At 43.8% G+C, this 25900-nt stretch carries 24 protein-coding genes and 1 pseudogene; 19 read left to right on the forward strand and 6 right to left on the reverse strand.

The window, feature by feature from the left end; all coding sequences use genetic code 11:
• Positions 1 to 797 precede the first annotated feature (797 nt).
• The 6 genes from ACF8FD_RS09485 (at position 798) to ACF8FD_RS09510 (ending at position 6664) form a co-directional block, all read left to right on the forward strand.
• Complete coding sequence (locus ACF8FD_RS09485) at positions 798 to 1925, forward strand: NAD(P) transhydrogenase subunit alpha (RefSeq protein WP_205667146.1); 1128 nt, start codon at positions 798 to 800, stop codon at positions 1923 to 1925.
• Between the two features lie 11 nt (positions 1926 to 1936).
• The gene (locus ACF8FD_RS09490; RefSeq protein WP_004692331.1) at positions 1937 to 2260 is read left to right on the forward strand and encodes a proton-translocating transhydrogenase family protein; all 324 of its coding nucleotides are present in this window, start codon (positions 1937 to 1939) and stop codon (positions 2258 to 2260) included.
• 3 nt (positions 2261 to 2263) lie between these two features.
• The gene (locus ACF8FD_RS09495) at positions 2264 to 3718 is read left to right on the forward strand and encodes an NAD(P)(+) transhydrogenase (Re/Si-specific) subunit beta (protein WP_148826712.1); all 1455 of its coding nucleotides are present in this window, start codon (positions 2264 to 2266) and stop codon (positions 3716 to 3718) included.
• A gap of 97 nt (positions 3719 to 3815) precedes the next feature.
• On the forward strand, positions 3816 to 4517 hold the full coding sequence (locus ACF8FD_RS09500; protein WP_392453337.1) for an XAC2610-related protein: 702 nt from the start codon (positions 3816 to 3818) through the stop codon (positions 4515 to 4517).
• 184 nt (positions 4518 to 4701) lie between these two features.
• Entirely contained in the window at positions 4702 to 6039 is a 1338-nt protein-coding gene (locus tag ACF8FD_RS09505) for an ammonium transporter (RefSeq protein WP_205667143.1), read from the forward strand.
• Between the two features lie 16 nt (positions 6040 to 6055).
• Positions 6056 to 6664 (forward strand): hypothetical protein, encoded by a 609-nt coding sequence (locus tag ACF8FD_RS09510; protein WP_205667142.1) that lies wholly within the window; start codon positions 6056 to 6058, stop codon positions 6662 to 6664.
• Between the two features lie 47 nt (positions 6665 to 6711).
• Here ACF8FD_RS09510 and rsfS read toward each other — a convergent pair whose 3' ends face one another.
• The 5 genes from rsfS to ACF8FD_RS09535 all read right to left on the reverse strand — a co-directional run bounded on the left by rsfS (position 6712) and on the right by ACF8FD_RS09535 (position 12627).
• Complete coding sequence (gene rsfS / locus ACF8FD_RS09515; protein WP_004692321.1) at positions 6712 to 7116, reverse strand: ribosome silencing factor; 405 nt, start codon at positions 7114 to 7116, stop codon at positions 6712 to 6714.
• A 75-nt stretch (positions 7117 to 7191) separates the two neighbouring features.
• Complete coding sequence (locus ACF8FD_RS09520; protein WP_205667140.1) at positions 7192 to 7986, reverse strand: hydroxypyruvate isomerase family protein; 795 nt, start codon at positions 7984 to 7986, stop codon at positions 7192 to 7194.
• 15 nt (positions 7987 to 8001) lie between these two features.
• Positions 8002 to 8877: an NAD(P)-dependent oxidoreductase gene (locus ACF8FD_RS09525; RefSeq protein ID WP_392453338.1), complete on the reverse strand. Its 876-nt coding sequence runs from the start codon at positions 8875 to 8877 to the stop codon at positions 8002 to 8004.
• Positions 8878 to 8911: 34 nt separating this feature from the next.
• Positions 8912 to 9700, reverse strand: a complete 789-nt coding sequence (locus tag ACF8FD_RS09530; protein ID WP_058868952.1) for a crotonase/enoyl-CoA hydratase family protein — start codon at positions 9698 to 9700, stop codon at positions 8912 to 8914.
• A gap of 113 nt (positions 9701 to 9813) precedes the next feature.
• Positions 9814 to 12627, reverse strand: a complete 2814-nt coding sequence (locus ACF8FD_RS09535) for an ATP-binding protein (protein ID WP_392453339.1) — start codon at positions 12625 to 12627, stop codon at positions 9814 to 9816.
• A 153-nt stretch (positions 12628 to 12780) separates the two neighbouring features.
• Here ACF8FD_RS09535 and cysM point away from each other — a divergent pair, with 153 nt between their 5' ends.
• From cysM to ACF8FD_RS09555, 4 genes are read left to right on the forward strand one after another with little or no spacing between them, the layout of a single operon-like run.
• Entirely contained in the window at positions 12781 to 13710 is a 930-nt protein-coding gene (gene cysM / locus ACF8FD_RS09540; RefSeq protein WP_178928315.1) for a cysteine synthase CysM, read from the forward strand.
• A gap of 22 nt (positions 13711 to 13732) precedes the next feature.
• Positions 13733 to 14554, forward strand: a complete 822-nt coding sequence (locus ACF8FD_RS09545) for a 3'-5' exonuclease (protein ID WP_335999746.1) — start codon at positions 13733 to 13735, stop codon at positions 14552 to 14554.
• A 6-nt stretch (positions 14555 to 14560) separates the two neighbouring features.
• Positions 14561 to 15949, forward strand: a complete 1389-nt coding sequence (gene rlmD / locus ACF8FD_RS09550) for a 23S rRNA (uracil(1939)-C(5))-methyltransferase RlmD (protein WP_281963363.1) — start codon at positions 14561 to 14563, stop codon at positions 15947 to 15949.
• A 33-nt stretch (positions 15950 to 15982) separates the two neighbouring features.
• Positions 15983 to 18289, forward strand: coding sequence for a bifunctional (p)ppGpp synthetase/guanosine-3',5'-bis(diphosphate) 3'-pyrophosphohydrolase (locus tag ACF8FD_RS09555; RefSeq protein WP_004979149.1), 2307 nt, complete (start codon positions 15983 to 15985; stop codon positions 18287 to 18289).
• A gap of 39 nt (positions 18290 to 18328) precedes the next feature.
• Here the strand turns inward: ACF8FD_RS09555 and ACF8FD_RS09560 are convergent.
• A pseudogene (locus tag ACF8FD_RS09560) lies at positions 18329 to 19096 on the reverse strand (SDR family oxidoreductase).
• Positions 19097 to 19214: 118 nt separating this feature from the next.
• Here ACF8FD_RS09560 and mazG point away from each other — a divergent pair.
• From mazG to yjgA, 9 genes are all read left to right on the forward strand, one after another.
• Positions 19215 to 19976 carry a nucleoside triphosphate pyrophosphohydrolase gene (gene mazG / locus ACF8FD_RS09565; protein ID WP_205667126.1) on the forward strand — a complete coding sequence of 254 codons (762 nt, stop codon included), beginning with the start codon at positions 19215 to 19217 and terminating at the stop codon, positions 19974 to 19976.
• Positions 19977 to 19994: 18 nt separating this feature from the next.
• Positions 19995 to 20393 carry a ComEA family DNA-binding protein gene (locus tag ACF8FD_RS09570; protein ID WP_205667125.1) on the forward strand — a complete coding sequence of 133 codons (399 nt, stop codon included), beginning with the start codon at positions 19995 to 19997 and terminating at the stop codon, positions 20391 to 20393.
• Between the two features lie 136 nt (positions 20394 to 20529).
• A complete protein-coding gene (gene pcnB, locus ACF8FD_RS09575) occupies positions 20530 to 21999 on the forward strand; it encodes a polynucleotide adenylyltransferase PcnB (protein ID WP_392453340.1) in 1470 nt (489 codons plus the stop codon).
• Complete coding sequence (folK, locus tag ACF8FD_RS09580) at positions 21996 to 22484, forward strand: 2-amino-4-hydroxy-6-hydroxymethyldihydropteridine diphosphokinase (protein ID WP_287167368.1); 489 nt, start codon at positions 21996 to 21998, stop codon at positions 22482 to 22484. The genes pcnB and folK overlap by 4 nt, the downstream gene beginning before the upstream one ends.
• Before the next feature lie 36 nt (positions 22485 to 22520).
• On the forward strand, positions 22521 to 23330 hold the full coding sequence (gene panB, locus ACF8FD_RS09585; protein ID WP_004692301.1) for a 3-methyl-2-oxobutanoate hydroxymethyltransferase: 810 nt from the start codon (positions 22521 to 22523) through the stop codon (positions 23328 to 23330).
• Positions 23331 to 23333: 3 nt separating this feature from the next.
• Positions 23334 to 24176, forward strand: coding sequence for a pantoate--beta-alanine ligase (gene panC, locus ACF8FD_RS09590; RefSeq protein ID WP_058868960.1), 843 nt, complete (start codon positions 23334 to 23336; stop codon positions 24174 to 24176).
• Between the two features lie 26 nt (positions 24177 to 24202).
• A complete protein-coding gene (gene rapZ / locus ACF8FD_RS09595; protein WP_004692298.1) occupies positions 24203 to 25054 on the forward strand; it encodes an RNase adapter RapZ in 852 nt (283 codons plus the stop codon).
• The gene (locus tag ACF8FD_RS09600) at positions 25051 to 25320 is read left to right on the forward strand and encodes an HPr family phosphocarrier protein (RefSeq protein WP_010325935.1); all 270 of its coding nucleotides are present in this window, start codon (positions 25051 to 25053) and stop codon (positions 25318 to 25320) included. Before rapZ ends, ACF8FD_RS09600 begins: the two co-directional genes overlap by 4 nt.
• A 2-nt stretch (positions 25321 to 25322) precedes the next feature.
• Entirely contained in the window at positions 25323 to 25856 is a 534-nt protein-coding gene (gene yjgA / locus ACF8FD_RS09605) for a ribosome biogenesis factor YjgA (protein WP_005400753.1), read from the forward strand.
• Positions 25857 to 25900 lie beyond the last annotated feature (44 nt).

Genomic DNA, 25900 nt, shown 5'->3' on the forward strand with positions numbered 1-25900 from the left:
CTGAACACACCCGTCTATTTTGTATGAAATTGTTGCATTCGATCATTTTTACTCATCATGCACATCAAAGATTTGGGACAAATTACTGAAATATTCATCTATTTAGAGTGTTTTTGCTCAATTATGGTGCATTTTTACTTAAGCCTAGTGTGTCAATGCGCGCCATTATCATCCCATAAAATATGAAAAGAACATTTTTGTTGGTCGTTCCGCGTTTTAGATCTAGTTAAACGCGATCAATCCCTCCTCGTATTTTTAGATGATCCATTTCAAATACGCGTTTTAGTTGAGCTAAATTTTGAGCATTGGCATTTTTGATCGATGAAAAATAGGAACAGGCCAATTCTAAGCTTTTGCAAATGGGGCAAAACTGTCATTTAAGTCAATGTCTGCAAAGTTTGCGTGACAGCAGATGGTAAAGCTCGATGAATGACGGGTTCGGGTTAATGTCAATGTGGTGGTTCATATTCTTGGATTGGTCAAAAAGATCAATACTGCGGAATTAAAGGACTTGGTTTTGTGCAAAGAAAGTGCAGATTTTAGTGTAAAAAGATCTGTAGCTCAGAATTTGAATAGAAATAAATCAATTTTTAAGCGGACTCAAAGCAAATAAATGAGATATCACCCAATATTTTTTATGAATCACCAGTTCAGTATATGGGTATTTATTAAATAAATAGTGGGTGGTATTTTAAAAAAGTTTCATTAGAATCCAAAAATTCATAAGAACATCCTGTGAGAAAACATTGCCTAATCGGTGATGTTTACTTTAAGAAAAACTAGCTTGAGGGACGCTCATGCAGATCGGAATTCCAGCCGAAACTGTCGTCGGTGAAAATCGTGTAGCCGCAACGCCAGAAACGGTAAAAAAGTTGATCAGTGCTGGTCATAGTGTAGTGATTGAACGTAGAGCAGGTGTGAAAGCTGCTTATATCGACAGTGCTTATGAGCAAGTCGGTGCTAAGCTGACAGATGATGCCTATACCGGTAGCCAAATGATTTTGAAAGTACGTGCCCCTCAGGGTGCTGAAATTCAAAAGCTTGCGCCAAATACATCGGTTATTGCCATGTTTGACCCGTACCGTAATACGGAGCTTGATCAATTTGCATCACAACAAGTGTCTGCATTTGCTTTGGAGCTACTACCACGAACTTTATCTCGTGCGCAGAACATGGACGTATTATCTTCACAAGCTAACTTGTCGGGTTACAAGTCAGTGCTTCTTGCTGCGGCAGAGTACCAGCGCATGTTCCCAATGTTGATGACGGCTGCGGGTACTGTAAAACCTGCACGTGTCGTGATCATGGGAGTCGGTGTTGCTGGTCTACAAGCGATTGCGACAGCAAAACGTTTGGGTGCTGTGGTTGAAGCAACGGATTTACGTCCGACTGCGAAAGATCAAGTGGAATCTTTGGGTGGCAAATGGTTAGACGTACCTATGTCAGCGGAAGAACAGCAAAAAGCAGCCGATGCTGCGAAAAACGGTTATGGCTGGATGCCGGGAGAAGACTATATCCGCGATCAAGCGATTATTGTGGATAAAGCTGTATCGAATGCGGACATCGTGATTACCACTGCGTTATTGCCAGGTCGTGATGCACCGCGCTTAATCAAAGCGGAAACTGTGGCAAAAATGAAGCCAGGTTCTGTGATTTTAGATATGGCGGTTGAAACGGGCGGTAACGTCGAAGGTTCACAATGCGGTGAAACTGTAGTGACTGCTAATGGTGTAAAAATTTTGGGTATTCCAAATATTCCATCTACAGTTTCAACTGAAGCTTCTGCTTTGTATGCACGAAATGTCTTGAACTTCTTAGATACTTTATTTGATGCAGAGAAAAACTTTGCTATCAATCCTGAAGAAGAAATTCAAAAAGCCCTTCTAGTAACTCATGGCGGTCAAGTACTGCTGAAGCGTGGTTAAGGAGATAGATCATGGTTGAAACAATTACAATTTTCGTCCTTGCCATCTTTGTAGGTTACTACGTCGTGTGGGGCGTTACGCCAGCACTACATACACCGCTTATGGCAGTAACCAATGCGTTGTCATCGATCATCGTGGTGGGCGCAATGATTCAAACGGTGGGGATTCCTGCAATCGGTGTTGATGCGAATGTTGCATTCCAAAGTGTGAATGTGGTGAGCATCTTAGGTGCAATTGCGGTGTTCTTAGCAAGTATCAATATTTTCGGTGGCTTCGCAGTAACAGCGCGTATGCTTGAAATGTTCAAGCCAAAGCAAAAGAAAAAAGAGGGCTAATATATGGAATTCATTCGAGACTATGCGGATTGGTTCTACCTGATTGGTGCTGTCCTCTTTATCTTAACTTTACGTGGTTTGTCTGGCCCGAAAACGGCAATTCAAGGTAACCGTTACGGCATGATCGCAATGGCGATTGCTGTAGTGACCACCTTCTTTGTGGCAGATCATCCTGTGATTTGGATGATTGGCGGTGCGATGGTGCTGGGTGCGATAGTGGGTATTGCCCGTGCGCGTACTGTACCTATGACGCAGATGCCTGAAACTGTTGCTTTAATGCACTCTTTGGTGGGTCTGGCTGCGGTATTAATTGCAATTGCTGCAATTCTACATAATAACCAACTGACTGCATTATTTGCACAAAATGAAGCTGCATTAACTGCTGCGGGTGTGCAACATGCACACATGAGCAAGGTCCATTTATTTGAATTGTTCGTGGGGTGTTTCGTCGGTGCGATTACCTTTACAGCGTCTGTATTCGCTTATGGTAAATTGGCTGCGAAAAAATGGGCAAAAACCATTTCTGGTGCATGGGTTAAACCTGTACAAGCGCTGATTTTCCTTGCAATGTTGGCATGTGGTGTGTACTTCTTCACGACAGGCAACATGAATGCATTCTGGGCCATGACTGTACTTGCACTTGCATTCGGTTGGGTTTGGATTGCACCAGTTGGCGGCGGTGATATGCCAGTGGTGGTATCGCTATTGAACTCCTTCTCTGGTTGGGCAGCAGCAGGTATTGGTTTCACACTTGAAAACAATATGTTGATCGTTGCGGGTTCACTGGTGGGTTCTTCAGGTGCGATTCTGTCTTACATCATGTGTAAAGCCATGAACCGTTCAATCATCAACGTTTTGTTTGGTGGTGCAATGGGTGGAACTGCGGTAGCTTCTGCGGACAAAGGCGAACAAGCACAGCGTAACCATCGTTCTGGTTCAGCAGATGACGCTGGCTTCTTGATGTCAAATGCAGACAGCGTTGTGATTGTACCGGGTTATGGTATGGCGCAAGGTCGTGCACAAAATGCGGTGAAAGAACTGTGTGAAATCTTGAAAGAACAAGGTGTAAAAGTACGCTTTGCCATTCACCCAGTTGCAGGTCGTATGCCGGGTCACATGAACGTACTTTTGGCTGAAGCAGACGTGGCTTATGAAGACATCTTAGAGATGGATGAGATTAACTCAGACTTCCCTGCAACAGATGTGGTGCTTGTGATTGGTGCGAACGACGTGGTGAACCCTGCGGCGAAAGACGATCCAACATCTCCAATCTATGGCATGCCAATTCTTGAAGCACATAAAGCACGTACCATTATGGTCATCAAACGTTCTATGGCGACAGGTTATGCAGGTCTAGACAACGATTTGTTCTATAACGAAAAAACCATGATGATCTTCGGTGATGCGAAGAAAGTGGTTGAAGACATGACTAAAGCAATCAATGGTGGTGGACACTAATCCTCTTCTTAGATTGTATAAAGACCACCTTCGGGTGGTTTTTTTATGTTTGCAGCTTTTGCTAAGATGATGTGTATCTTTTCAATAAGAAAACAATATGAACATAAATCAGATCTCGTGTCAGCTGCTGTTGATATTTGGTGTGTTCGTTTTGAGTCAAACTACTCAGGCTCAAATCTTCGAAATAAAAAATGCATCGAAGCACTATGATGTAAAAATCACGACGAACTGTTCGGACAGGAGCTGTGATGGACAAGCCAATATTGATCTTTACCTAAAAGGGACAACACAGCACTTTCAGCATTTTTCCTCGGCTGAATTGACAATGGATTTGGACGAAACTTACAAACCGTCTGTTAATGTGGTGCAGCTTTATGGTGAGCAAAGTGCATTAATTTTTGCTGACTTTAACTTTGATGGGAGTGAGGATGTGGCCATCCGTAATGGTAACTATGGTGCCTATGGCGGGCCAACCTACGATGTTTATGTCTTTCATCGAACCAAGAATAAATTTGTTCTGAGTGAGGAGTTGTCGGTCTTAACCCATGAAAATTTGGGCATGTTTGAGGTTGATCCAAAACAGAAAAGAATCTTAACCTTCAATAAAAGTGGATGTTGTTATCACATCCGTTCAGAATATATTGTGATTCCTAAACATGGTTTGAGTTTAGTCAAAGAGTTTATTGAAGATGCAACAGTCCAAGAGGGAAAGGTTAAAGTGACAGAGCGCACGCTGAATCGTGGTCGATGGATAGAGAAGGTCCACTATTATGCTGTGGATGAGTACTATAAAAACTAAAAGCTATGTTTTATAAATCCACTGATAAATGCGCTTTGGCCCTTGTATGGTGTATCGTTTTTTCACCTTGTTTAAATCGCTCCGTTTATATTGGCGGGCATGGATCATGATTAAATATCCGTAATGTGTTGAAACACTGGCATTGATTTTGCAATTGAAATGAATAATCTTTGGGGGATTATTCATGAAAAAAATAAAATACTTACTCTTCTTTGTGTGCTGTATTGCTTTACCCAGTTTTGCTGCAGAGCCCCTGCCAACACAGGCTCAAAATATTCAAGAGATTCGCCTCTCGCTTGACAGTGTCTGGGTGGTGCTGGGTGGCATCTTGGTGTTTTTCATGCAAGCAGGTTTTGCCCTGATTGAAAGTGGTTCGGTGCGCTCTAAAAACACCATTAATGTACTCATGAAAAACTATATGGATGCCTGTTTAGGGGGCTTGGTGTTTTGGTTGATTGGCTTTGGTTTGATGTTTGGTGTCAATACGAGTGGTTGGATAGGAATTTCGCATTTTGCACCCAATGCCATGGATGACTGGCACTGGAACCTCTTGTTCTTTCAAATGATGTTTGCGGCCACCGCCACGACGATTGCCAGTGGGGCGATGGCTGAGCGGATTCACTTTGTGGCGTATATCGTGAGTGCTGCGGTGGTCAGTGGTTTGATCTACCCGATTTTTGGTGCATGGGCTTGGGGGAGTCTATTTGATGGTGAAGGTTGGCTAAAAGCCATGGGCTTTATCGACTTTGCTGGTTCAACGGTGGTGCATTCGATTGGTGGATGGGTAGCCTTAGCTGGAATTATTGTGCTGGGACCCCGTTTAGGACGGTTTGGACGCAATGGGCAGGTCCATTATTTGGCAGGACATAATTTACCGTTGGTGGCGCTAGGCGGTTTTGTTCTATGGCTGGCATGGTTTGGTTTTAATGCGGCCTCTACTGTGAAGGCGGATGTGAGTATTGGGCGGATTGCCTTGAATACGCATTTGGCGGCGTGTGCTTCGGCAGTTGCCTATATGGTTTATACCCTAATACGTAGTAAAGCAATTTTAATGCGCGGCACGATTAATGCCTCCTTGGGTGGGCTGGTTGCAATTACGGCGGGCTGTGCAACCATGAGTCCACTGTATGCCATCATCAGTGGGGCGGTTGCAGGTGTACTGGTCAGTATTTTACCAGTGGTGATGGAAAAACTCCGCTTGGATGATGTGGTCGATGCGGTGACTGTGCATGGTTTTTGTGGGGCATGGGGCACATTGGCTGCGGGGTTGTTTTTTGAAAACCAAATGTTTAATGCGGGGATCATTGCGGTACAAGGCTTGGGGATTTTGACAGCCTTTGCGTGGGGTTTTGGTGTGGCATTGATCGTCTTTAAAGTTTTAGACGTTGTGCTTGGTGGTTTGCGGGTGAGTAAACAACATGAACAACGTGGCTTGGACTATACCGAACATGCAGAACTGTCTTATCCCGAGTTTCAGCGTGATGTGACGTTTGAAACTGATGATATGACCAAACGTCATTAATGAAAGAGGATAGCTCATGTCGACCGAAACATTAACTATTTTACAAAAACGCCAAGCGATCGAACGTGGATTGAGTCAGTACTTACAAGGAACACTTTTAGAGCAAGTATTAAATCACTGGGAAGCGAAATATGGTGATCAACCCTCCTTTGTCCTGAATCGTTTTTTGAGTGAAATTTGCACCACAGAGGAATTGCGTTACTTTCGAAAGGACATGCTCAAAAATGTCTTGGCAGAGATGGCCCAAGTTGAAAAACAAGTGTTGTTGAATCCATCTGCAAAAGCATCGAAAAGCGAGCAAGGGGGAGCAGCGTTATTCGATGCATTGACGTTTTTTATGCAAAATATCTGTCAAGCAGTCAAAGCCGTTGATGTGCAGGAGTTTGAGCGTGAGGTGAAAACGCAGCTAGATGCTTTATCCATTGTGATTGATAAATATCAGGCCTTGGATGATCGAGCAGTACTTGAAGCTTTGCCCATGACTCAATATGCGCAGGTCTTGACGGTCTGTTATGAAAATTATTGTGAATTTTATGGTCCAGCAAAAGCAGATCAACTCTATGCCCATGTGAAGCGCCAAGTGAAAGAGCGTTACCCAATGGTCGATATGCATCGCTTAATTTAAATAAAAATAGACATAAAAAAAGCGACCTTCAGGTCGCTCTTTTCATATTAGGCTACAGTTTCTTCTGGGGCTGCACGCCAAAGGCTTTCTAGGTCGTAGAAACGACGTGCTGTTGGCAACATCACGTGCACAACAACAAAGCCAAGATCAATCAAGATCCATTCTGCATCACGTTCGCCTTCGACACCGAGAGGGCGGAAGCCTGCTTTACGTGCTTCTTCAGCAACGTTATCAGCAAGTGCTTTGATGTGACGCGTTGATGTACCGCTTGCAATCACAATTGCATCAGCGACGTTGCTGATTAGGCTGACATCAATCGCTAAAATATCTTTTGCTTTTACATCTTCAAGGGCTTCATGTACAACTTTTAAGCAAGCTTGTACGTCGGCAGCTTGGGTATTCATTGCGAAATCGTGAGAATTAGAAGCGCTGGGCGATGGTTCTAAATTCATAAAGGGAATTTTTCCGGACAATAACTCATCTTATAATATAGCGTTTTTAGGCGAAAATTTCAAATCTGCAATGGCTCAACTTTGAGGATGTGCGGCAAAGTATTTTGCCTTCCATGCAAAGGACTGAGTTGAAACAGTTTTTGGTCGATATTCAGCCGCAATAAAACCGTCATAACGGCTGTGTTGTAGCCATTCAAAAATATTTGCATACATAATTTGTGCAGTATCTGGTTCATGCCGCCCCGGACAGTCTGCAAATTGGATGTGACCAATAGCTTGAATATTTTCTTGTAGCCCTTGCAACACATCTTCACCCATCATGGCCATGTGATAGCAGTCGTATTGCATTTTAAGTGCAGGATGTTGTACTGCTTCTAACATTTCCTGTGCTTGAGCAATATTTTGCACTAAGAAGCGCGGCATATCGGTGCCGTTGATCATTTCAAAGACAGGCTGAATGCCATATTCACTGAACATATGGCAGGCCAGTTTCAGGTTTTTGGACAATGTATTTAAACAGGGCAGTAGGTCGGCATCTAGGGGTTGTTTGCCAGCAAGGATATTCACACTTGGCACTTTGAGTGCGCTGGCATATTGCACTGCTAACTGAAGAGCGTGATGAAACTCTAGCTCTTTGCCGGGGACACCTGCGAGTCCATTTCCACCAGTCATTAAGTCGCCCGCTGGAACGTTAATCAGGCAGAGGCTTAAGTCATGAAGCCTAAGCTGAGTTTGAATTTGTTCAATGCTGAGTTCGTAGGGAAATTGGATTTCCACATGTTTAAAGCCAGCGGTTTGAGCCAAAGCAAAACGCTCAAGTAGCGGCACTTCGGTAAAAATCATGGATAAATTTACAGCAAGTTTGGTCATGATTTTCTCCTAATTTTATTTGGCTTTTTGTTCTACTTGTAATATGACTGAGGCAAGATCAGCTTCAGCATAGCCTTGTTGTTGGTGTGCTTGCAATTGCTGAAGTGCTCGCGCTGCAACAGGAATGTCGAGTTGGTGCTGCGCAGCAAGCTGCACAGCATTGTTCAAGTCTTTAGACAGGGTTTGAACTTTCCACTGTACGGGCTCAAACAGGTGAGTCGCCATACGTGGACTTAAAATTTGAAAGGGTTTCGAATCGGCAAAACCGCCTGCAAGCGCAGGTGCAAGTAAGCGAGTGTCCACGCCAGCTTTGGCTGCTAAAGCAACTGCTTCTGCAATCAGAGTGCTATTTGCTGCCACAATCAGTTGATTACAAATTTTGGTGGCTTGTCCTGTTCCAATGTCGCCCATACAGGTGACACGTTGCGACAAGATATTATAAATCAAAGACAAGTCTTGAATCGTCTGTGCATCGCCACCAGCAAAGATGACCAGCGTACCTTGTTCCGCACCGATAGTTCCCCCTGAAACAGGTGAGTCGATCCATTGCACCTGTTTTTGTTCGGCACGTGCTGCAAGGCTCAGGGTTTGCTCCACCGAAAGACTGGAAAAGTCGATAATCACTTGCTTCGCCGTCAAAAACGGTTCGATTTGTTCATAAACGCTGAGTGCAGCTTTGTCGTCGGCTAAACATGTTAGGACTATAGGATATTCAGCAATATTCTGTAGTTCTAAGTCTGTCGCCCCCAAATCAATGAGGGCATCGCAGGCACTGCGGGTACGGTTCCATACAGCGACTTCGAAACCTGCTTGAAGTAAGCGGGTGGCCATACGGCTTCCCATGAGTCCCATGCCGAGAAATGCAATTTTAGTGTGTCGATCGAAACTCATGGGACCCCCTTTGATTGTCAGTGATTAAATACTGTTATTTATATTGGCGTGGTAGATACTGCGCGTCGGGTTGTTTATCTTTCTTACGTGCGATTTGGCTATTTTTACCTAACAGTAATTTGAGCTGCCAAATTTTTTCCAAACGTAAGGATTTTTTAGGCTCATGCTGCATGGCATCCAGCACATATTTTGAGGCCATGAGCGCATCTGGTGAGCGTTGTAACATTTCTTCTGCAATGGCTTGGGCTTTAGCAAGCGGTGATTCATCAAGATGTGTGACTAAGCCAATTTCTTTGGCATAAGTTGCATCGAAAATACGCGCTGTAAGCGTTAACTCTTTGGCAAGATCTAGTCCTATTAGACCTTTCAAAGAACGCGTCAGTCCCATATCAGGAACCAGTCCCCAACGGCTTTCCATAATCGACATTTTGGTTGCAGGGTGTGCGACACGAATGTCTGCCGCTAAAGCCAGTTGCATACCAGCGCCAAAGCAAAATCCTTCAATCGCGGCAATCACAGGAACAGGCAGTTCTTGCCAAATTAGGAATGCTTTTTGAAATAAGCTTTGTCCAGGTTTGATTAGTTCCCATGCGGCATAGGCGCGATTTTTCGGATTGTTCAAATCGGCAAGATCAATGCCTGCACTAAAGACTTGAGCTTCACCAGTGAGGATGACACAACGAATGCTGCGGTCTTTTTTAATTTTTTCAGCAGTTTTAACCAATTCGCGCAACAGGTCGAAACTCATCGCATTGCGTTTGTCTGGGCGGTTAAGTGAAACAGTGGCAATGCCGTTTTTGTTTTCAATGCGAAGTAAAGCCATGATGAGAACTCTTATTTTTTGCTCGCACGGAGCATAGCATAGCTCTCGTACGGATAAATGACACCAAGAGTCACGTCACAACTTGTCTTAGGTGTCATGCTCTTTTGAATGTTTTATGGGCTATGTTTGATTAAAATTTGCTGTGCCGCATGTTGTACTTGTTCAATCACGACTTTGAGTTCATTGAAACGCTTGATGGTTTCTTGAACAAATTGTTCATCTGCTTTACGACGCTCTTTACGTAAGGTTGAAACAAACTGTTCAAATGTCCCTGTTGCTTCTTGTAAGTTGGGTACACCGACATAGCGTGTTGCACCATACAGGCGGTGTAGCACATGCTCCAATTGTGGGAAATCTTCCATTTCAATCAATTGCTTCATTTCATGCAACTCAGTATCAAAACTGTCCATTAACATACACAATAAGTCGACCGCTAAATCTTCTTTATTGGCGGCTAACTGTAAGCTTTGCTGCCAGTCGAGCACCTTAGGATCGAGTGCTTCAATCACGATAGCTTTTTCAACGGGTGAGCCTTTATTGAAGCGATCAGTGGTCCAATGGGTCAGGATTTGAATAATCTGATCAATTTGAATTGGTTTGGTGACATAGTCATCCATGCCGACTTGCAGTAGTTTTTGCTTTTCATCGGCCAATGCATGTGCGGTGAGGGCAATGATGGGCAAACGTTTATGGTTTTCAATGGTTGACTCCAGCGCACGAATGGCACGTGTGGTATCGACCCCCGACATGACAGGCATTTGAATATCCATAAATACCAAATCAAAAGCTTTGCTGTCGTGTTCAGCGCGCTCTTGTAAAATCTCTAAGGCTTGTTGGCCGCTTAAAGCTTTTGTTGTCGTGACATTCAACTCGCCTAGTAGGGCTTCAAGGACAATCAGGTTGGGAAGATGGTCATCTACCGCTAAAATATGTAAGCCTTGACCATTGAAGGACTCCATTTCGTCTTCTTCAAATAGCGGTTGATTGCTGAGTAATTGAATCAAAGCACTCCGACTGAGTGGTTGGTATAATGGTCGTGCGCGATACTCATTCAGCGTGGTCAAATCGAGTGACATCTGGTAGCCATAAACCGCAAGGTTACCGCTATAACGTTGACGAATTTCTTTTAATAAGGCTTCGGTATCACCACTGTGGTCAACAATCAACCATGTGTTTTCCACATCTTGAGGCAGTCTGTTGAGGTGGCTGAACAAGTCTAAAATTGAACTCGATTCGATGTGCTCCACAGCATAGTCTTCAAGATAATGACGCAGAATATTGGCCGTTGCTGGATGCGCCAAATACGAGACCACTTGCATATCGTTAAACTGAGGATGCTCAACGTACTCATCTTCTTCATTGACCATAAACATGGCTGTAAACCAGAAGGTGGACCCTTTTTCGGTTGGCGCGCGTTCTTGGTTATCCTCAAATCCAATTTGCCCCTTCATCAAATGCACCAGCTGTTTGGAAATCGCTAAGCCCAGACCTGTACCGCCAAATTGACGCGTGACCGAAGCATCGCCTTGCGAGAAAGACTCAAACAGTTTTTTACGGTCGGTTCCACTGAGTCCGATACCGCTGTCTTGTACACTAAAGTGCAATAGGCACTGTCCAATATCATCTTGTTCCATTCTTGCGCGGACGATAATCTCGCCATCAGGAGTAAACTTAATGGCATTGGAAATCAGGTTGGTTAAAATTTGTTTGAAGCGTAGGGCATCTCCAACCACATGCTTTGGCACATTGTCGGCATAGTAAAAGGCCATATCGATATGCTTTTGTGCAGCAAGAGGAGACAGCATATCCATAACATCAAAAATTGCTTCTTCTAGATCAAAAGTTGCAGTATCGAGTTCTAGTTTACCGGCATCAATTTTTGAAAAATCTAAAACATCATTAATCAGTGCCAGTAAGTGTGCAGATGATTTTCGGATGGTTTGTAGATAAAGATTTTGATCATTGTTGAGGTTGTCTTGACGCAGTAAGAGATGAATAAAACCATCAATACTGTTCAGTGGCGTGCGCAGTTCATGGCTGATATTGGCCAAGAATACAGACTTGGACTGACTTGCTGAAATGGCTTGGTCACGCGCTTGACGATAGGTAATGTTTTGCACTTCTAAAGTGTCAAGGGTTCGGCGTAAATCGTCTTCCGTCTGCTCAGTGTGTTCTTTCAATTCTAAAAAACTAAAATGCAGGCGTTTCACCACATTGGCAATATCGCGCTGTAGTAAGCGTAATTCACCAGTACTGTTAATCAGCATGTGTTGATCGAGGGTGTCGGCATTTAAACGTTGCAGCTGCATGCGAATTTCATACATCGGCGCAATCCAGCGACGTGAGTAGAAATTTAAACAGAGTAAAAGCAATAAGAGTGTCAACAGACCTGTCGCAATCAACACAATCAACACGCGATAACGGGCAATTTGTAAAGGCTGGTTATCTAATTCAACCACCAACTGCGCAGGCGTGCCTGTAAATTGGTTGATGGGCAAACCATATACTGTATTACCTTTAAAATTCATCGGGCCAAAAAAATCAGTATTTTTTTTCAACGCAGGCCACGGCGCTTGGTCTTGGTAGCCAATGCTGAGTTTGTTATTGCCTTTTTCATCAATAATTGCGGCACGAATCAGATGTTTTTCATTTAACATTTTTTGCATCAAATAACGTGCATTTTCATACTGCCAAGGGGAGGCATTCACCAAATTGATCGCCGCTTCCGCATCTAGCTGATAGCGCGTTAAAATCGCTATCGCCATTTGTCGCTGTTGGGCTTTGGCGGCATTCGATGTTTCGGTAATGACCAGTAATGCACCTACACAAGCCAAGATCATAATCGGCACGAAAATAAGTGCAATGAGCTGTCCATAAGCATGGTTTAAGTGCAGACGATTAAATAACTTTTTATTGATATTTGACATGGTGCAAGTGATTTATTCCCTATGCTTTGAAGTGTAGCACGCTTTATAAAAAATCGATGGTGCTTTAATCACTTTCACGAAAAAGCACGCTAAATGGGTGCAGGGACAGGCATTTTTCCATACAATAGGCGCACCTCGATCAAGGTAAAAAGAATGAGTACTACATCCACTGATTTTAAAGCAGACGAATTTTTGTTAGATCACTATGTGGGAAAAACTCCACTGGTGCGTTTACAGCGTCTGGCAAGTCACACTCAAGCAACAGTATTGGCAAAGTTAGAAGGCAACAACCCCGCAGGTTCTGTCAAGGACCGTCCCGCGTATAACATGATTATGCAAGCGGAAAAGCGAGGGCAAATCCAGCCGGGCGATACCTTGATTGAAGCGACCAGTGGAAATACTGGCATTGCATTGGCGATGGTTGCTGCGATGCGTGGCTATCAGATGAAACTGATTATGCCCAACAACATGAGCCAAGAGCGTAAAGATGCCATGCGTGCTTATGGCGCAGAACTGATTGAAGTGACCAAAGAACAGGGCATGGAAGGTGCACGTGATTTGGCTTTGCAAATGCAAGAAGAAGGCAAAGGGTACGTACTCAATCAGTTTGGTAATCCTGATAATGTTGAAGCACACTATTTAACGACTGGGCCTGAACTTTGGCAGCAAACAGGTGGCAAAATCACTCACTTTGTGAGTTCAATGGGTACTACAGGTACCATTATGGGGGTCTCTAAATATCTCAAAGAGATGAACCCCAACATTCAAATTATTGGCCTACAGCCATCGGATGGTTCAAGTATCGCTGGGATTCGCCGTTGGCCGGAAGAATATTTACCAACGATTTTTGACCGCAGTCGAATTGATCAGATTATTGATATTCCGCAAATTGAAGCGGAAAAAACTATGCGTAAATTGGCGCAAAAAGAAGGGATTAGCGCAGGAACTTCTTCAGGTGGTGCGGTGTGGGCATCAATTAAAATTGCTGAAGAAAACCCTGGTGCCATCATTGCGTGCATTATTTGTGACCGTGGTGACCGTTATTTATCGACGGGTCTTTTCTCTGTGGTTGATCCTGAATAAAACAATAAAAGAGAGTCCTGCTATGCGTTTACCTGTTCTCACCTTTGATATTGAAACAATGACTGATTTGAGATCGGGGGCGCATTTATATGGTTTAGATTTGCCTGAGGCTGATTTGGAGGCGGCACTGACCAAATTGCGTCGCCAAGAATCAGGTATGGATTTTCAGCGTTTGGCTTTGCATGAAATTGTGTGTATTTCAGGCTTGTGGTTGGATGACCAAGGCCAGATGAAACTTTTTTCTTTTAGCCGTGAGCAATATTCGGAAGCAGAAATCCTCAGTAAGTTTTTATCCATATTTGATAAGCGCTTACCAACTTTAGTGAGTTGGAATGGCGCTCAGTTTGACTTACCTGTAATCATGCTTCGCGCTATGTATCATGGTTTAACTGCACCTGCTTTGTTCGATCAGGGCGAAATTGACACACAAAAGCGCTATAATAACTATCAGAACCGTTATCATCAGCGTCACATCGATCTGATGGATGTGATGGCAATGTTTAATGGACGTCATTTCCAAAAGCTAGATGATGTTGCTCATTTATTGGGGTATCCCGGTAAACGAGGCGATGGGGCTTATCATGTACCCGAATATGTTCGGGCGCAGGAATGGCTCAAACTCACCAGTTATTGTGAAGGTGATGTGCTAAATACATGGTTGGTGTATTTGCGTTGGCTCTTGCTCAAAGGGCAATTGTTAGCTCAAGACCACCGTCACTTTATCGATCAAACCATCCAGTTTTTACAGGCTCAACCGCAGCATCAAGACTTTTTGTCGGTGTGGCGTGAGACCTCACAGCAGACGGCTTTTACCGCTGCCGATTTTTCCCCTTCCAATCTTTAGGTACACATGAAACATAGAGCCAAACCTCGTCCAACTCAACAGCCCAGTTATATTTTTCAGGTTGAGTCACTTTCGCATGAAGGACGCGGCATTGCGCACTATGGTTCGCATCCAGACCATCCTGCAGACAAGCAGGGTAAAAAAGTCTTTATTAGCTATGCATTGCCGGGTGAAACGGTTAAAGCGCAGATTACCCATGCGGTAAAGCGTTTAGAGGAAGCCGATGCTGTCCAACTCCTTAGTAAAGCCTCTGCTTTTCGGGTTGAACCGAAGTGCCCGCATTTTAAAAGCTGTGGTGGCTGTAATATGCAGCATATTCATCCCGATGAACAAATTCGCTTAAAGCAAGATGTGCTTAAATCGCATTTGCAGCATTTTGCGGGGATTCAACCTGAACAATGGTTGCCGCCTTTGCGCTCTTTACGTGAAGACTACCGTCGTAAAGCACGCATTGGGGTACGTTATTTGCCACATAAAGACCAATTGGTCGTGGGTTTTCGAGAGCGTCAAACCAATAAATTGACTTCAATTGATCGTTGTTTGGTGTTAGATCAAGCGTTTGGTTCGATCACACGCTTAAAGCAGTTACTCCAAAGTCTAACAGCCAAAGCGGCTATTGGTCATATAGAATTGGCCATGGGGGATTGTGACATCGCCCTCACGGTGCGACATACTGAAAAATTAAACACAGAGGATGTCAACCGATTAAAACAATTTGCGTTAGACAGAGGGTGGCAGTTGTATTTACAAGCTGCAGGCCCAGACAGTCTAAAGCGTATGGATGATGAACATGCAGAGATGCGTTTACATTATCGTTTAAATGATTTTGATGTGGCATTTGGATTTAACCCACACGACTTTACTCAAGTAAACTCAACCATTAACCCGCAAATGGTGAAATTGGCATGTGACTTGCTAGATTTAAAACAAGGAGAACGTGTTCTCGATTTGTTCTGTGGTCTAGGAAATTTCTCTTTGCCTTTGGCTCGATGCGTGGGTGAAACAGGACAAGTGGTTGGTGTTGAAGGCAGTGAAGAAATGGTTCAACGTGGTGCAGAAAATGCGGAACGTAATGCTCTTGGCCAGTTGAAGTTCTTTTCACAAGATTTAACAAAAGATTTCTCGCATCATTCTTGGGCAAATCAAGGATTTGATGCATTATTGATAGATCCTCCACGTGCAGGCGCAGAGGAAATAATGCATTATATGCCTAACTTTGGTGCAAAAAGAATCGTTTACGTGTCGTGTAATCCAGCGACACTCGCAAGGGATGCGGGGCTGTTGGTACAACAGGGTTATCGATTAGTCAAAGCCGGTGTGATGGACATGTTTACTCACACAGGTCACGTTGAGTCGATAGCATTGTTTGAAAAAGATAATGAGATAAACGATTAAAGAATATGAAGCGTAAAAGTGTAGGAGAAGGGTATGGTCACAGTACGTGAGCAACTACCTGGGCGACTCAATGAGTTGTCTCAGGAGGCGACTGTAGAGCATGCCGAACAAGCTCAACATGATTTGGCTGAATGGTTAGATCGTGTTCGAAGCATATTAGATGATGCGAAGCTTGAGCAACTCGAAGAAGTTGCCAATTTGACTTTACAAAAAGAGTTAGAAACCACGGTTAATCATCGTTCCAATACCTTTTATACCGGTATTGAAATGGCGGATATTCTGGCCCATTTACATGTCGATGAAGACACCTTGGCTGCTGCGATGCTCTATCGTGGTGTACGCGAAGGCGTGATTCCATTGGCGGAAGTACAAGAGCATTTTGGCGAACAAGTGCATGCACTGGTCAAAGGCACTTTGGCTATGGGTAAGTTGTCTGACCTCATCGAGCAGAATAAACGCCTCGAAGATCACTTTAATAACAATCAGCGCGAGCACTTAAACGGCATTTATAAAATGTTGATTTCAGTGACGGAAGACGTGCGCGTTGTACTGATCAAATTGGCTGAGCGAACTTATGCACTGCGTGAATTGGCGACTTCATCTAAAGAACGTCAAGAGCGTGTAGCACGAGAAATCTTAACCATTTACTCACCTCTGGCACACCGTTTAGGGATTGCGCAGTTAAAGTGGGAACTGGAAGATTTAGCCTTTCGCTATTTAGCACCCGATCGCTATAAAGAAATTGCGACGCTGCTGAATGAAAAGCGACTGGAGCGTGAGCAATATATTCAGTTTGTGATTGATACATTGCGTGCATCTTTGAACGAGCATGGCATTGAAGCTGAAATTAGCGGCAGGGTAAAACACATTTATTCGATTTATCGAAAAATGAAAAGTAAGAACCTGAGCTTCGATCAGCTCTATGACATTCGTGCCGTTCGGGTCTTGGTTAAAACCGTACCTGAGTGCTATCACTCGTTGGGGATCGTGCACCAAATTTGGCGGCATATTCCGCATCAGTTTGATGACTATATTACCAATCCGAAAGCCAATGGTTACCGCTCACTGCATACGGCTGTGATTGCGGAAAATAAGTCACTGGAAGTTCAGATTCGTACCAAGAGCATGCATGAAGAAGCAGAACTTGGGGTGTGTTCGCACTTTAACTATAAAGAGGGTGGTAAGAATACCGATCGCTCTTTTAACCATCGTTTACATTCATTGCGTGCAGTACTTGAACACTATCAAGAGCGCAATGATGCGAATGTACATAAGTCTGATGAAGACTCTGAAAATTTTGAGCAAATTCAAGATTTTGAGGATTTTGAGAAGATTTATGTGTTTAGCCGTGATGGCGATATTAAAGAGCTACCACGTGGTTCGACCGTACTCGACTTTGCTTATCATGTGCATACTCAAGTCGGTAATAAGTGTTATGCCGCACGGGTGAATCAGCGTTATGTTCCGCTAACTTATACCTTAAAAACGGGTGAGCAAGTTGAGATTTTAACCAAGAAAGACCGTGAGCCAAACCGTGATTGGTTGGTGAACTCTTTAGGTTATATCAAGACGGCACGTGCGCGTGACAAGCTGCGCCATTGGTTTAGACAACAAGACCGCAGCAAAAACTTGGAAGTGGGCCGTGACCTGCTCAACAAAGAGCTTTCACGTTTAGCAATCCATCCAAAAAGTATTGATTTGAATGATTACTGCAATCATTTCAATGTCAAAGCGGGTGAAGATATTCTGATTGCACTGGTCAATGGTGACATTAGTCTGCATGCCTTGATCAATCAGGTGAACCGCCATATGCATTTGGATCAGGACGAACCTGAACTGGTGCTGAAGCCGACATTGAATCCACGTGCTAGTCATACTTTGTCAGCGCATGGCATTTTGATTGATGGTTTAGATAACGTTGAGCTGCATGTGGCGCAGTGTTGTCAGCCTGTGCATGGTGAGTCAATTGCGGGTTATATCACCTTGAACCGTGGGGTGAGTATTCACAAAGTGGCGTGTCCTGACTACTTACGCATGATTCAAAATGAACCGGAGCGTGCAGTAGAAGCCGATTGGGAAATGCAGCCAACGCGTGGTCAGAGTGTACAAATTGTGGTGGAAGCTTATGATCGCCGTGGTTTGCTTAAAGATTTGACCCAAGTGATTTTCTCCGATCAAATCAATATTCGTCAGGTCAACACCATCTCTGAAGCAGACGGTATTGCCAATATGAAATTGTTGATTGAAGTTAAAGGTTTATCACAATTATCAAAACTGTTGGCGCGGTTAGAGCAACAACCAGGCATTATTAGTGCGCGTCGTTTGGTGCAAGGTAACTAAACAAACTGAAATAAAAAGAGCCTGCAATTGCAGGCTTTTTTATTTAGAAAGGTACAAATTGGTCAGGCGATTCAGAAATTGAGGACTGATTTTACTCAGTTGAAATAAAAGCTTGGCTTTGGCGCCCACGGCTTGATGCGTTGCAGTGAGTGCCGTATCTTTTGCAACAGCCCTTTGAAAAACGTGTTGCGCTACATCTTCTGCAGTTAAGTGTACCCCCATGTTTTGAATAGTCTTCGCTTGCATATCCTGCACCATGGCAGTTTGTACAAATAGCGGCATGACATCTAATACGCGAATGCCATATTTCTGCCATTCGGTATCTAAGCCTTCGGTGATGCCGCGTACCGCAAACTTACTGGCAGAGTACGAGACCAAATCGGCTTGACCATAGATGGCTGAGGCTGAAGAAAGGTTGATGATGCGGGCAAAATTCGCTTGTTTGAGGTAGGGCAATGCAGCGTGACAGCCATTCAGTACACCATTAACATTGATCGAGATAGTTTTGTTATGTGCGCTGATCTCTGTTCATTCAAAAGGCCCTGAGAATAGAATTCCTGCGTTATTGACCAAGATATTGAGCTCGCCCGCCCATGCGACAAACTCGGCTAAAGCAGTTTGCCAGTCTTGATAGTTGGAAACATCGAGTTGTCCTGCTTTGGCATTTGGGCCGAGGCTGGCTGCCAGCTGTTGGGCTTGAGCACTATTAATGTCATAAATTCCCACCTTGTAGTGATGTGCATAAAATAAGCGAGCGATGGCCTCACCAATACCTTGGGCTACACCGCTAATCAAAATACTGCGCATTGAAACTGCTCCTTGTTGCTCTTTTTCTTGATGTTATTGTTGTGATTGGATTGAGCATAACAAATGAATGCCGTCATAATGTAATTTTTATCAATATGATTTTTGAAGAGAGATAAACATGGAACAATTACTTAACGTGATGCGTGAATTACGTGAAAAATGTCCATGGGATCAACAGCAAACCCCAGAAAGTCTAACCCGCTATGCCATTGAAGAGGCTTATGAAGTTGAAGCAGCTGTGCGTTCAGGTAAAGCTGATGAGGTGCGCGATGAGTTGGGGGATTTACTGCTACAGGTGGTGTTCCAGTCACAGATGTATGCCGAGCAAGGGGCTTTTAATTTTCAAGATGTGGTTCATGCCATCACAGAAAAACTGATTCGTCGTCATCCCCATGTCTTTCAAGCACAGCAGTTTTCAGCTTTGTCTGCCGAAGATGTGGGCGAGCTTTGGAAGCAAATTAAACAACAGGAAAAGCAGGGTAAGGCACAGTCACGATTAGACAGTATCAAGCATGGCCCAGCCTTACAACAAGCGGAACAGATTCAAAAAAATGCAGCACAGATCGGTTTTGACTTTCCTGATGTGGCCGGTGCTTATGCCAAGCTTGAAGAAGAATTAGCTGAATTGAAATATGCGGTTCAACAGCAAAATTCCGATGAAATAGCAGATGAATTTGGTGATTGTTTATTTTCAATGATCAATGTTGGACGTAAACTGGGCGTCTCAAGCGAAATGTCGCTTTTGAGTACGATTTATAAATTTCGCAATCGTTTTGCTTTCATTGAAGATCAAGCTTTGCAACAACAAAAAAAGATTGAGCAGATGTCTTTAGAAGAAATGGATCAACTGTGGGAGCAAGCCAAATTACAACTGAAATAATAAAAATGGTGGCTTGAATTGATAAAAATAAAAGTAAGTTTGTTGATCATTGCGTTGTTATTACTGAGTTTACTGGCTTGGGTACCCAGTAGTTATGCACAGTCTTTTGATCAGAACTACCTGAACTGGAAAGCAGAGCAGCAGGCGTGGGATGATCGTATTCAAGCTCCTAAAAGCGTGAAACGTGCTGTGTCTCCTGTTCAGGCTCAACCTGTGTCGAGCACAAATAAAATTAGTTTAAATCAAGCCAGTGTTGATCAATTACAGCAACTTCAGGGTGTGGGTCTAAAAAAGGCACAGGCAATCGTGGCCTATCGCCAGAAACAAGGGCCATTTGAGACTATAGATGAGTTACAACAGGTGCGCGGGATTGGACCGGCAATTTTTGCAAAAAATAAAACCCGTTTGGGCTTGTGAAAAAGCGGTGTCATTTATTGGTGAATTGATCAGAATCCTGCTTTGCTTTCGATAATCAAATTGCCCTTTGATTGTGTTAGATATATGATTAGCGTCATCTTAGAATTTTACGTTTAGGCGTAGGAGACAGCGGCTTTTGCAAACTTTGCGCGCGTCAAAATGTGGTTTATCAACCGCTCAATTACCTTCTTACATTTTAGATGTGATCGATGCATTAACTAAGGCAGGCTATGAAGCGTATATCGTCGGTGGCGGTGTCCGCGACATGATGCTTGGCCTAAATCCCAAAGATTTTGATGCAGTGACCAATGCAACACCGTCACAGGTAAAAGAAGTTTTCGGACGACGTTGCCGTATTATCGGGCGCCGTTTTGAGCTGGCTCATGTCTATTCTGGTCGTGAGTTAGTTGAAGTGGCAACTTTCCGTGCACCGCCGAAGAAAGAAGTCACCTCTGCGCAAGGCATGATTTTGCGTGATAACAATTGGGGCACGATAGAGCAAGACTTTGCTCGCCGCGATTTTTCAATTAATGCAATGTACTATCAGCCACGCAAGGGCGTTGTCTTAGATTTCTGTCATGCTGTGGATGACATTAAAAATAAAACCTTACGTCTACTGGGTGATGCACAAACGCGTTTTGAAGAAGATCCTGTGCGAATGCTACGGACTTTGCGTTTTGCTGCAAAATTAGGTTTCTCAATCGATCAGCAAATTCTCGACGTTTTCACCTTGGAAATGACGCAGTTGCTGCGTGATGTTTCGCCGCACCGTTTATATGATGAATCTCAGAAGTTGTTCACGATGGGACATCTAAATCGTGTGTTGCCAATGCTGATTGACTTCGGCATTTGGAAGCAGTTATTTGCAGATATCCAACCGAATATTACCCCATTTATTGAACGTGCTGCTAAAAATACCGATCAGCGTATTCAAATGGGCAAAACCATCAATCCTGCATTTTTCTATGCGGTGTTGTTATGGCAGCCGTTCTTAGAGCGTTGTGAGTTTTATAGCGGTAAAGGTGTGGTTGCGGCTGAAGCGCGTGCACAAGCGGGACTTGATGTATTAAAGCGCCAGGCCACGCGGACCATTATTCCTCGCTTTGCCGAAACCTTTATTCGTGAAGTGTGGGAAATGCAAACTCGTTTACTCAACCCGAAAGCACAGCAAATTCAAGCCTTATCTAGCCATGCACGTTTTCGTGCAGGCTTTGACTTCTTGTTGCTTCGCGAAAAATCCGGTGATGACGGTACGCTCGGCATGGGACAGTGGTGGGATGCCTATCAGTTGATGAGCACCGATGAAAAAGAACGTGCCATTAGTCAATATAATCGCCAACGTGCAAAATCACGTCGCAGTGGTAAAGCAAGTGCTGAAGAAGCGGCGATTGCCAAAACGGTAAGTCATGAAATTGAGCCTTTGGTGCAAGAGCAAGAATCACGCAGTCGCCGTGCACGTAAACCGAAGCAACACGCTGAAGCTCGTACCCAGATTGGTAAGGGAGCAGGTCATAGCTCGACCGAGATTGGTGTAGACCACCCAATTTTAAAACGTAAACGTGTTCAACGTGATTTAAGCAGCGTGATTTTTGGGCCGACACAATGAGCATCGTCACGTACATTGGTCTAGGTAGCAACTTAGGCGACTCTAAAGTGATTTTGACTGAAGCGGTACACAAGTTGGCCAGTCTAGGAGATGTAAAAACCTCCAAGCTGTATCAAAGCCCACCGATGGGACCGCAAGACCAGCCTAATTATTTAAATGCCGTGGTGCAACTCAGCACAAACTTGGCGCCGTTGGCCTTGCTGGATGAATTGCAACGTTTTGAACAAGAGTCGGGACGTGTACGTTTACGCCATTGGGGTGAACGTACTTTAGATTTAGATTTACTGATCTATGCAGAAGAGAAAATTCAGCATGAACGCTTAACCGTGCCGCATGTTGGTGTGATGGAACGTGATTTTGTGTTGATTCCACTACTGGATTTAGACCCAGATTTACACATTGATGGTATTGCGTTGAAACAGTTGCCTGTTGTACAACAACCCACGTTGAGCGTGCTGGATGCAGGCAATTGGGCAGAGATTTAATTTAGCCGAGCTAAAGATGTTGAAAGGAATAGTTTGATGATTAGTTTAAATGACTTAAGAAAATTTAAAGCAGAAGGTCGCAAATTTTCCTGCCTGACTTGCTATGATGCAAGTATGGCAAAGGCAATGGAACTTGCTGAAATTGATACCATTTTAATTGGTGATTCACTAGGTATGGCGATTCAAGGTCGTGATTCCACTTTGCCTGTTACGGTTGAAGATATGGCTTACCATACCGCAGCTGTACGCCGTGGTAACCAGCATGCCTTGATCATGACCGATTTACCGTTTATGAGCTATGCCACCTTAAATGATGCTTTGCAAAGCTCAAAAGTGGTGATGCAAGCGGGCGCACAAATGGTCAAAGTTGAAGGTGGTGCGTGGCTGGCTGAAACGGTTCAGGTTTTGACACGCAACGGTATTCCTGTATGTGTACACTTAGGTTTAACCCCACAGTCTGTACATGTGTTTGGTGGCTATAAATTACAAGCACGCACACGTGAAGCGGCAGACCAATTAATTGCGGACTGCCAAGCGGTGGTTGATGCGGGTGCTGCGGTGCTGTTATTAGAGTGTGTGCCTGCGCAGCTCGGGAAAGAAATTAGTGAGTTGTTCCCACATGTACCTGTCATTGGCATTGGCGCAGGTGTGGATACCGATGGTCAAGTCTTGGTGGTACAAGACATGCTTGGACTGACTTTTGGTCGTGTTGCAAAATTTGTGCGTAACTTTATGAAAGAACAAGCAGGGGAAACGGCGATTTTGGATGCGTTCAAGGCATACCATGCAGCGGTGCTTGATAGCTCATTCCCTGCAAAAGAACAAACATTCCAAGTCGAGCTGTAAAACATGAAAACTGAAACCACGATCCAAGGCCTCTCAGCATCATTGAACCCTGCGCGAACGGCTCGAAAAAGTATTGGTTTCGTCCCGACCATGGGCAACTTGCATCAGGGGCATTTGAACCTTGTGCGCGAAGCGAAAAAACTCTGTGATGTGGTTGTAGTTAGTATTTTTGTGAATCCGATTCAATTTGGACCCAATGAAGATTTTGACAGTTACCCACGCACCTTGGAACAAGATCAGCGCTTGTTGGCCGAGGTTGGTTGTGACATCGTGTTTGCACCATCGGTTGAGCAAATGTATGGCAACAGTCCACGTTTGACCAATATTACTGTTTCAGATATCACCAATGATTTGTGTGGTCTACAACGCCCAGGGCATTTTGATGGTGTCGCCGTTGTGGTGACGAAACTGTTCAATATTGTGCAACCCACTTTTGCTTTCTTTGGTGAAAAAGACTATCAACAGTTGGCTGTGATTCGTCAATTTGTTCGTGATTTGAATATGCCGCTTGAAGTGATGGGTGTGGCAATTGCACGTGCAGAAGATGGTTTGGCTTTAAGTTCACGTAATGGTTATTTAAGCGAAGAAAACCGTCAAAAGGCACCGGCCATTTATCAAAGTTTAAAAGCGGCAGAACAGTCGCTGCAAACTGGTACCGCTTTAGCTGATGTGTTAGCAAATATAAAGGCGACATTGACACAGGCTGGTTTTGTTGTGGATTATGTGGAAGCACGCACACCTGCATTGCAGAAATTGGATGCGTTTGACCAAGATGTGGTGCTTTTTGTTGCGGCAAAACTCGGGGCAACTCGTTTAATTGATAACTTGAAAGTGAAACATATTTAGGCAAGCTCACCTCTCAAAGGATTAAGATGAAGCGCATTTTAATTGTTACAGGACAGTCTGGTTCGGGTAAATCCTCTGCATTACAAGTATTGGAAGACCTCGGTTATTACTGTATTGATAATTTGCCTTTGGCCTTACTTCCAGAGATTGTGGCTAAACTGGATCGAGAAAATAACCTTGAGCAGTTGGCGCTTGGTGTGGATGTACGCAGTACACGTGCAGATTTGCAAGAGTTCGACTTGGTGTTTGAACAATTGCAAAGGCATGGTACGGTCGATATTATTTATTTGACCACGCGTGACCAAGAACTAATTGCGCGCTTTAGTGCTTCACGTCGTCCGCATCCGTTGGCGACACGCTTTCAAAGTTTGAATCAGTGCATTCAAGAAGAGAAAACCCTTTTATTGCCGATTAATTTGCGCTCAACTGTGCATATTGATACCACCGATAAAAGTGTGCATGACTTAAAGCATACCTTGCTGTCAAAGTTGGGGCAGTCGGATAACCTGATTTTGATTTTGCAGTCTTTCGGCTTTAAACATGGTATTCCGTTAGATGCTGACTATGTGTTTGATGTTCGACATTTACCCAATCCCCATTGGGATTTAGAACTGCGGAAGTATTCTGGACTGGATGCCCCTGTGCAAAAATTTTTGGAACAAAGTGAGCAAACCCACGAAATGTTCCAAGATATTTATAAATTTTTAGATAAATGGTTACCAGCTTTTGCTGAAGGGCATCGTCACTATATGACCGTGTCAATTGGTTGTACGGGTGGGCAGCATCGCTCTGTATATATTGTGGATAGACTAAAAAAAGCCCTTGAGGCAAAATGGTCTATTCAGGTCCTCCATCGAGAAATGAAGCACTGGGCATGATTGACACAACTGTTGACGTAATTAATAAACTAGGGTTACATGCGCGTGCATCTGGCAAGCTCATTGAAGTGACCACCAAATTCCGTTCTTCAATCCAAATTGGAAAAGGAGACAAATTGGTGGATGCCAAAAATATTATGTCCCTCCTGATGCTAGGCGCAGGAAAGGGCACCACTTTACGCTTGGTGCTTGAAGGCGCAGATGAAGAACAAGCTTTATCTGAGATTCAGGCACTATTTGCAGCAAAATTTTACGAGGCAGATTAATCGTGGCACGTCGACCGCATAGTTTTACTGAAGAAGACTTTGAATCTTTAGAAGGACGTGCAAGTAAAACTGAACAGAAAAAAGCCGTACAACGTATGGCATCTTTGGGTTCTCAACTTGCAGAGTTGAACACTAAACAAATTCAAAACTTACCTGTTGAAGAACGTTTGATTGAAGCCCTTTTGGATGTGAAACTGATTACATCAAATGAAGCTCGTCGTCGCCAATTTTTACGCATTGGGAAGTTGTTGCGTAATGAAGATGAAACGGTGATTTTGTCTTATTTGACACCGCAACAAGGCGCGAAAAAAACCGCTCAATTGCAGCGTTGGGTTGATCGTATGATCAAAGATGGTGATGTGGTCATTAATGAGTTTTCCAAAACTTATAATGCCGCGGAACGTCATACCATTCGTCAGCATGTATTGCGTATTCACCGTGATATGAAACAACAGGCGGATGAAGAACAACTTAAAGCTTCGCGTTTGAAGTTGTTTAACTACATTCAGCAAGTGGCTTTAATTTCAGATAATTAAGTCATTTAGACATAAAAAAGCGACCTTCAAGGTCGCTTTTTTAT

It is taken from the genome of Acinetobacter sp. TYF_19 (assembly GCF_043105125.1).
GTDB lineage: Bacteria > Pseudomonadota > Gammaproteobacteria > Pseudomonadales > Moraxellaceae > Acinetobacter > Acinetobacter johnsonii.

Coding starts and splice junctions, on each gene's coding strand:
- ACF8FD_RS09555 (WP_004979149.1), top strand. CDS start 15,983: ATGGTCACAGTACGTGAGCAACTACCTGGGCGACTCAATGAGTTGTCT.
- mazG (WP_205667126.1), top strand. CDS start 19,215: ATGGAACAATTACTTAACGTGATGCGTGAATTACGTGAAAAATGTCCA.
- ACF8FD_RS09530 (WP_058868952.1), bottom strand. CDS start 9,700: ATGGCTTTACTTCGCATTGAAAACAAAAACGGCATTGCCACTGTTTCA.
- ACF8FD_RS09545 (WP_335999746.1), top strand. CDS start 13,733: ATGCGTTTACCTGTTCTCACCTTTGATATTGAAACAATGACTGATTTG.
- folK (WP_287167368.1), top strand. CDS start 21,996: ATGAGCATCGTCACGTACATTGGTCTAGGTAGCAACTTAGGCGACTCT.
- ACF8FD_RS09520 (WP_205667140.1), bottom strand. CDS start 7,986: ATGACCAAACTTGCTGTAAATTTATCCATGATTTTTACCGAAGTGCCG.
- rapZ (WP_004692298.1), top strand. CDS start 24,203: ATGAAGCGCATTTTAATTGTTACAGGACAGTCTGGTTCGGGTAAATCC.
- rsfS (WP_004692321.1), bottom strand. CDS start 7,116: ATGAATTTAGAACCATCGCCCAGCGCTTCTAATTCTCACGATTTCGCA.
- ACF8FD_RS09495 (WP_148826712.1), top strand. CDS start 2,264: ATGGAATTCATTCGAGACTATGCGGATTGGTTCTACCTGATTGGTGCT.
- ACF8FD_RS09510 (WP_205667142.1), top strand. CDS start 6,056: ATGTCGACCGAAACATTAACTATTTTACAAAAACGCCAAGCGATCGAA.
- ACF8FD_RS09600 (WP_010325935.1), top strand. CDS start 25,051: ATGATTGACACAACTGTTGACGTAATTAATAAACTAGGGTTACATGCG.
- ACF8FD_RS09500 (WP_392453337.1), top strand. CDS start 3,816: ATGAACATAAATCAGATCTCGTGTCAGCTGCTGTTGATATTTGGTGTG.
- ACF8FD_RS09525 (WP_392453338.1), bottom strand. CDS start 8,877: ATGAGTTTCGATCGACACACTAAAATTGCATTTCTCGGCATGGGACTC.
- panB (WP_004692301.1), top strand. CDS start 22,521: ATGATTAGTTTAAATGACTTAAGAAAATTTAAAGCAGAAGGTCGCAAA.
- ACF8FD_RS09505 (WP_205667143.1), top strand. CDS start 4,702: ATGAAAAAAATAAAATACTTACTCTTCTTTGTGTGCTGTATTGCTTTA.
- rlmD (WP_281963363.1), top strand. CDS start 14,561: ATGAAACATAGAGCCAAACCTCGTCCAACTCAACAGCCCAGTTATATT.
- ACF8FD_RS09485 (WP_205667146.1), top strand. CDS start 798: ATGCAGATCGGAATTCCAGCCGAAACTGTCGTCGGTGAAAATCGTGTA.
- cysM (WP_178928315.1), top strand. CDS start 12,781: ATGAGTACTACATCCACTGATTTTAAAGCAGACGAATTTTTGTTAGAT.
- ACF8FD_RS09535 (WP_392453339.1), bottom strand. CDS start 12,627: ATGTCAAATATCAATAAAAAGTTATTTAATCGTCTGCACTTAAACCAT.
- ACF8FD_RS09490 (WP_004692331.1), top strand. CDS start 1,937: ATGGTTGAAACAATTACAATTTTCGTCCTTGCCATCTTTGTAGGTTAC.
- panC (WP_058868960.1), top strand. CDS start 23,334: ATGAAAACTGAAACCACGATCCAAGGCCTCTCAGCATCATTGAACCCT.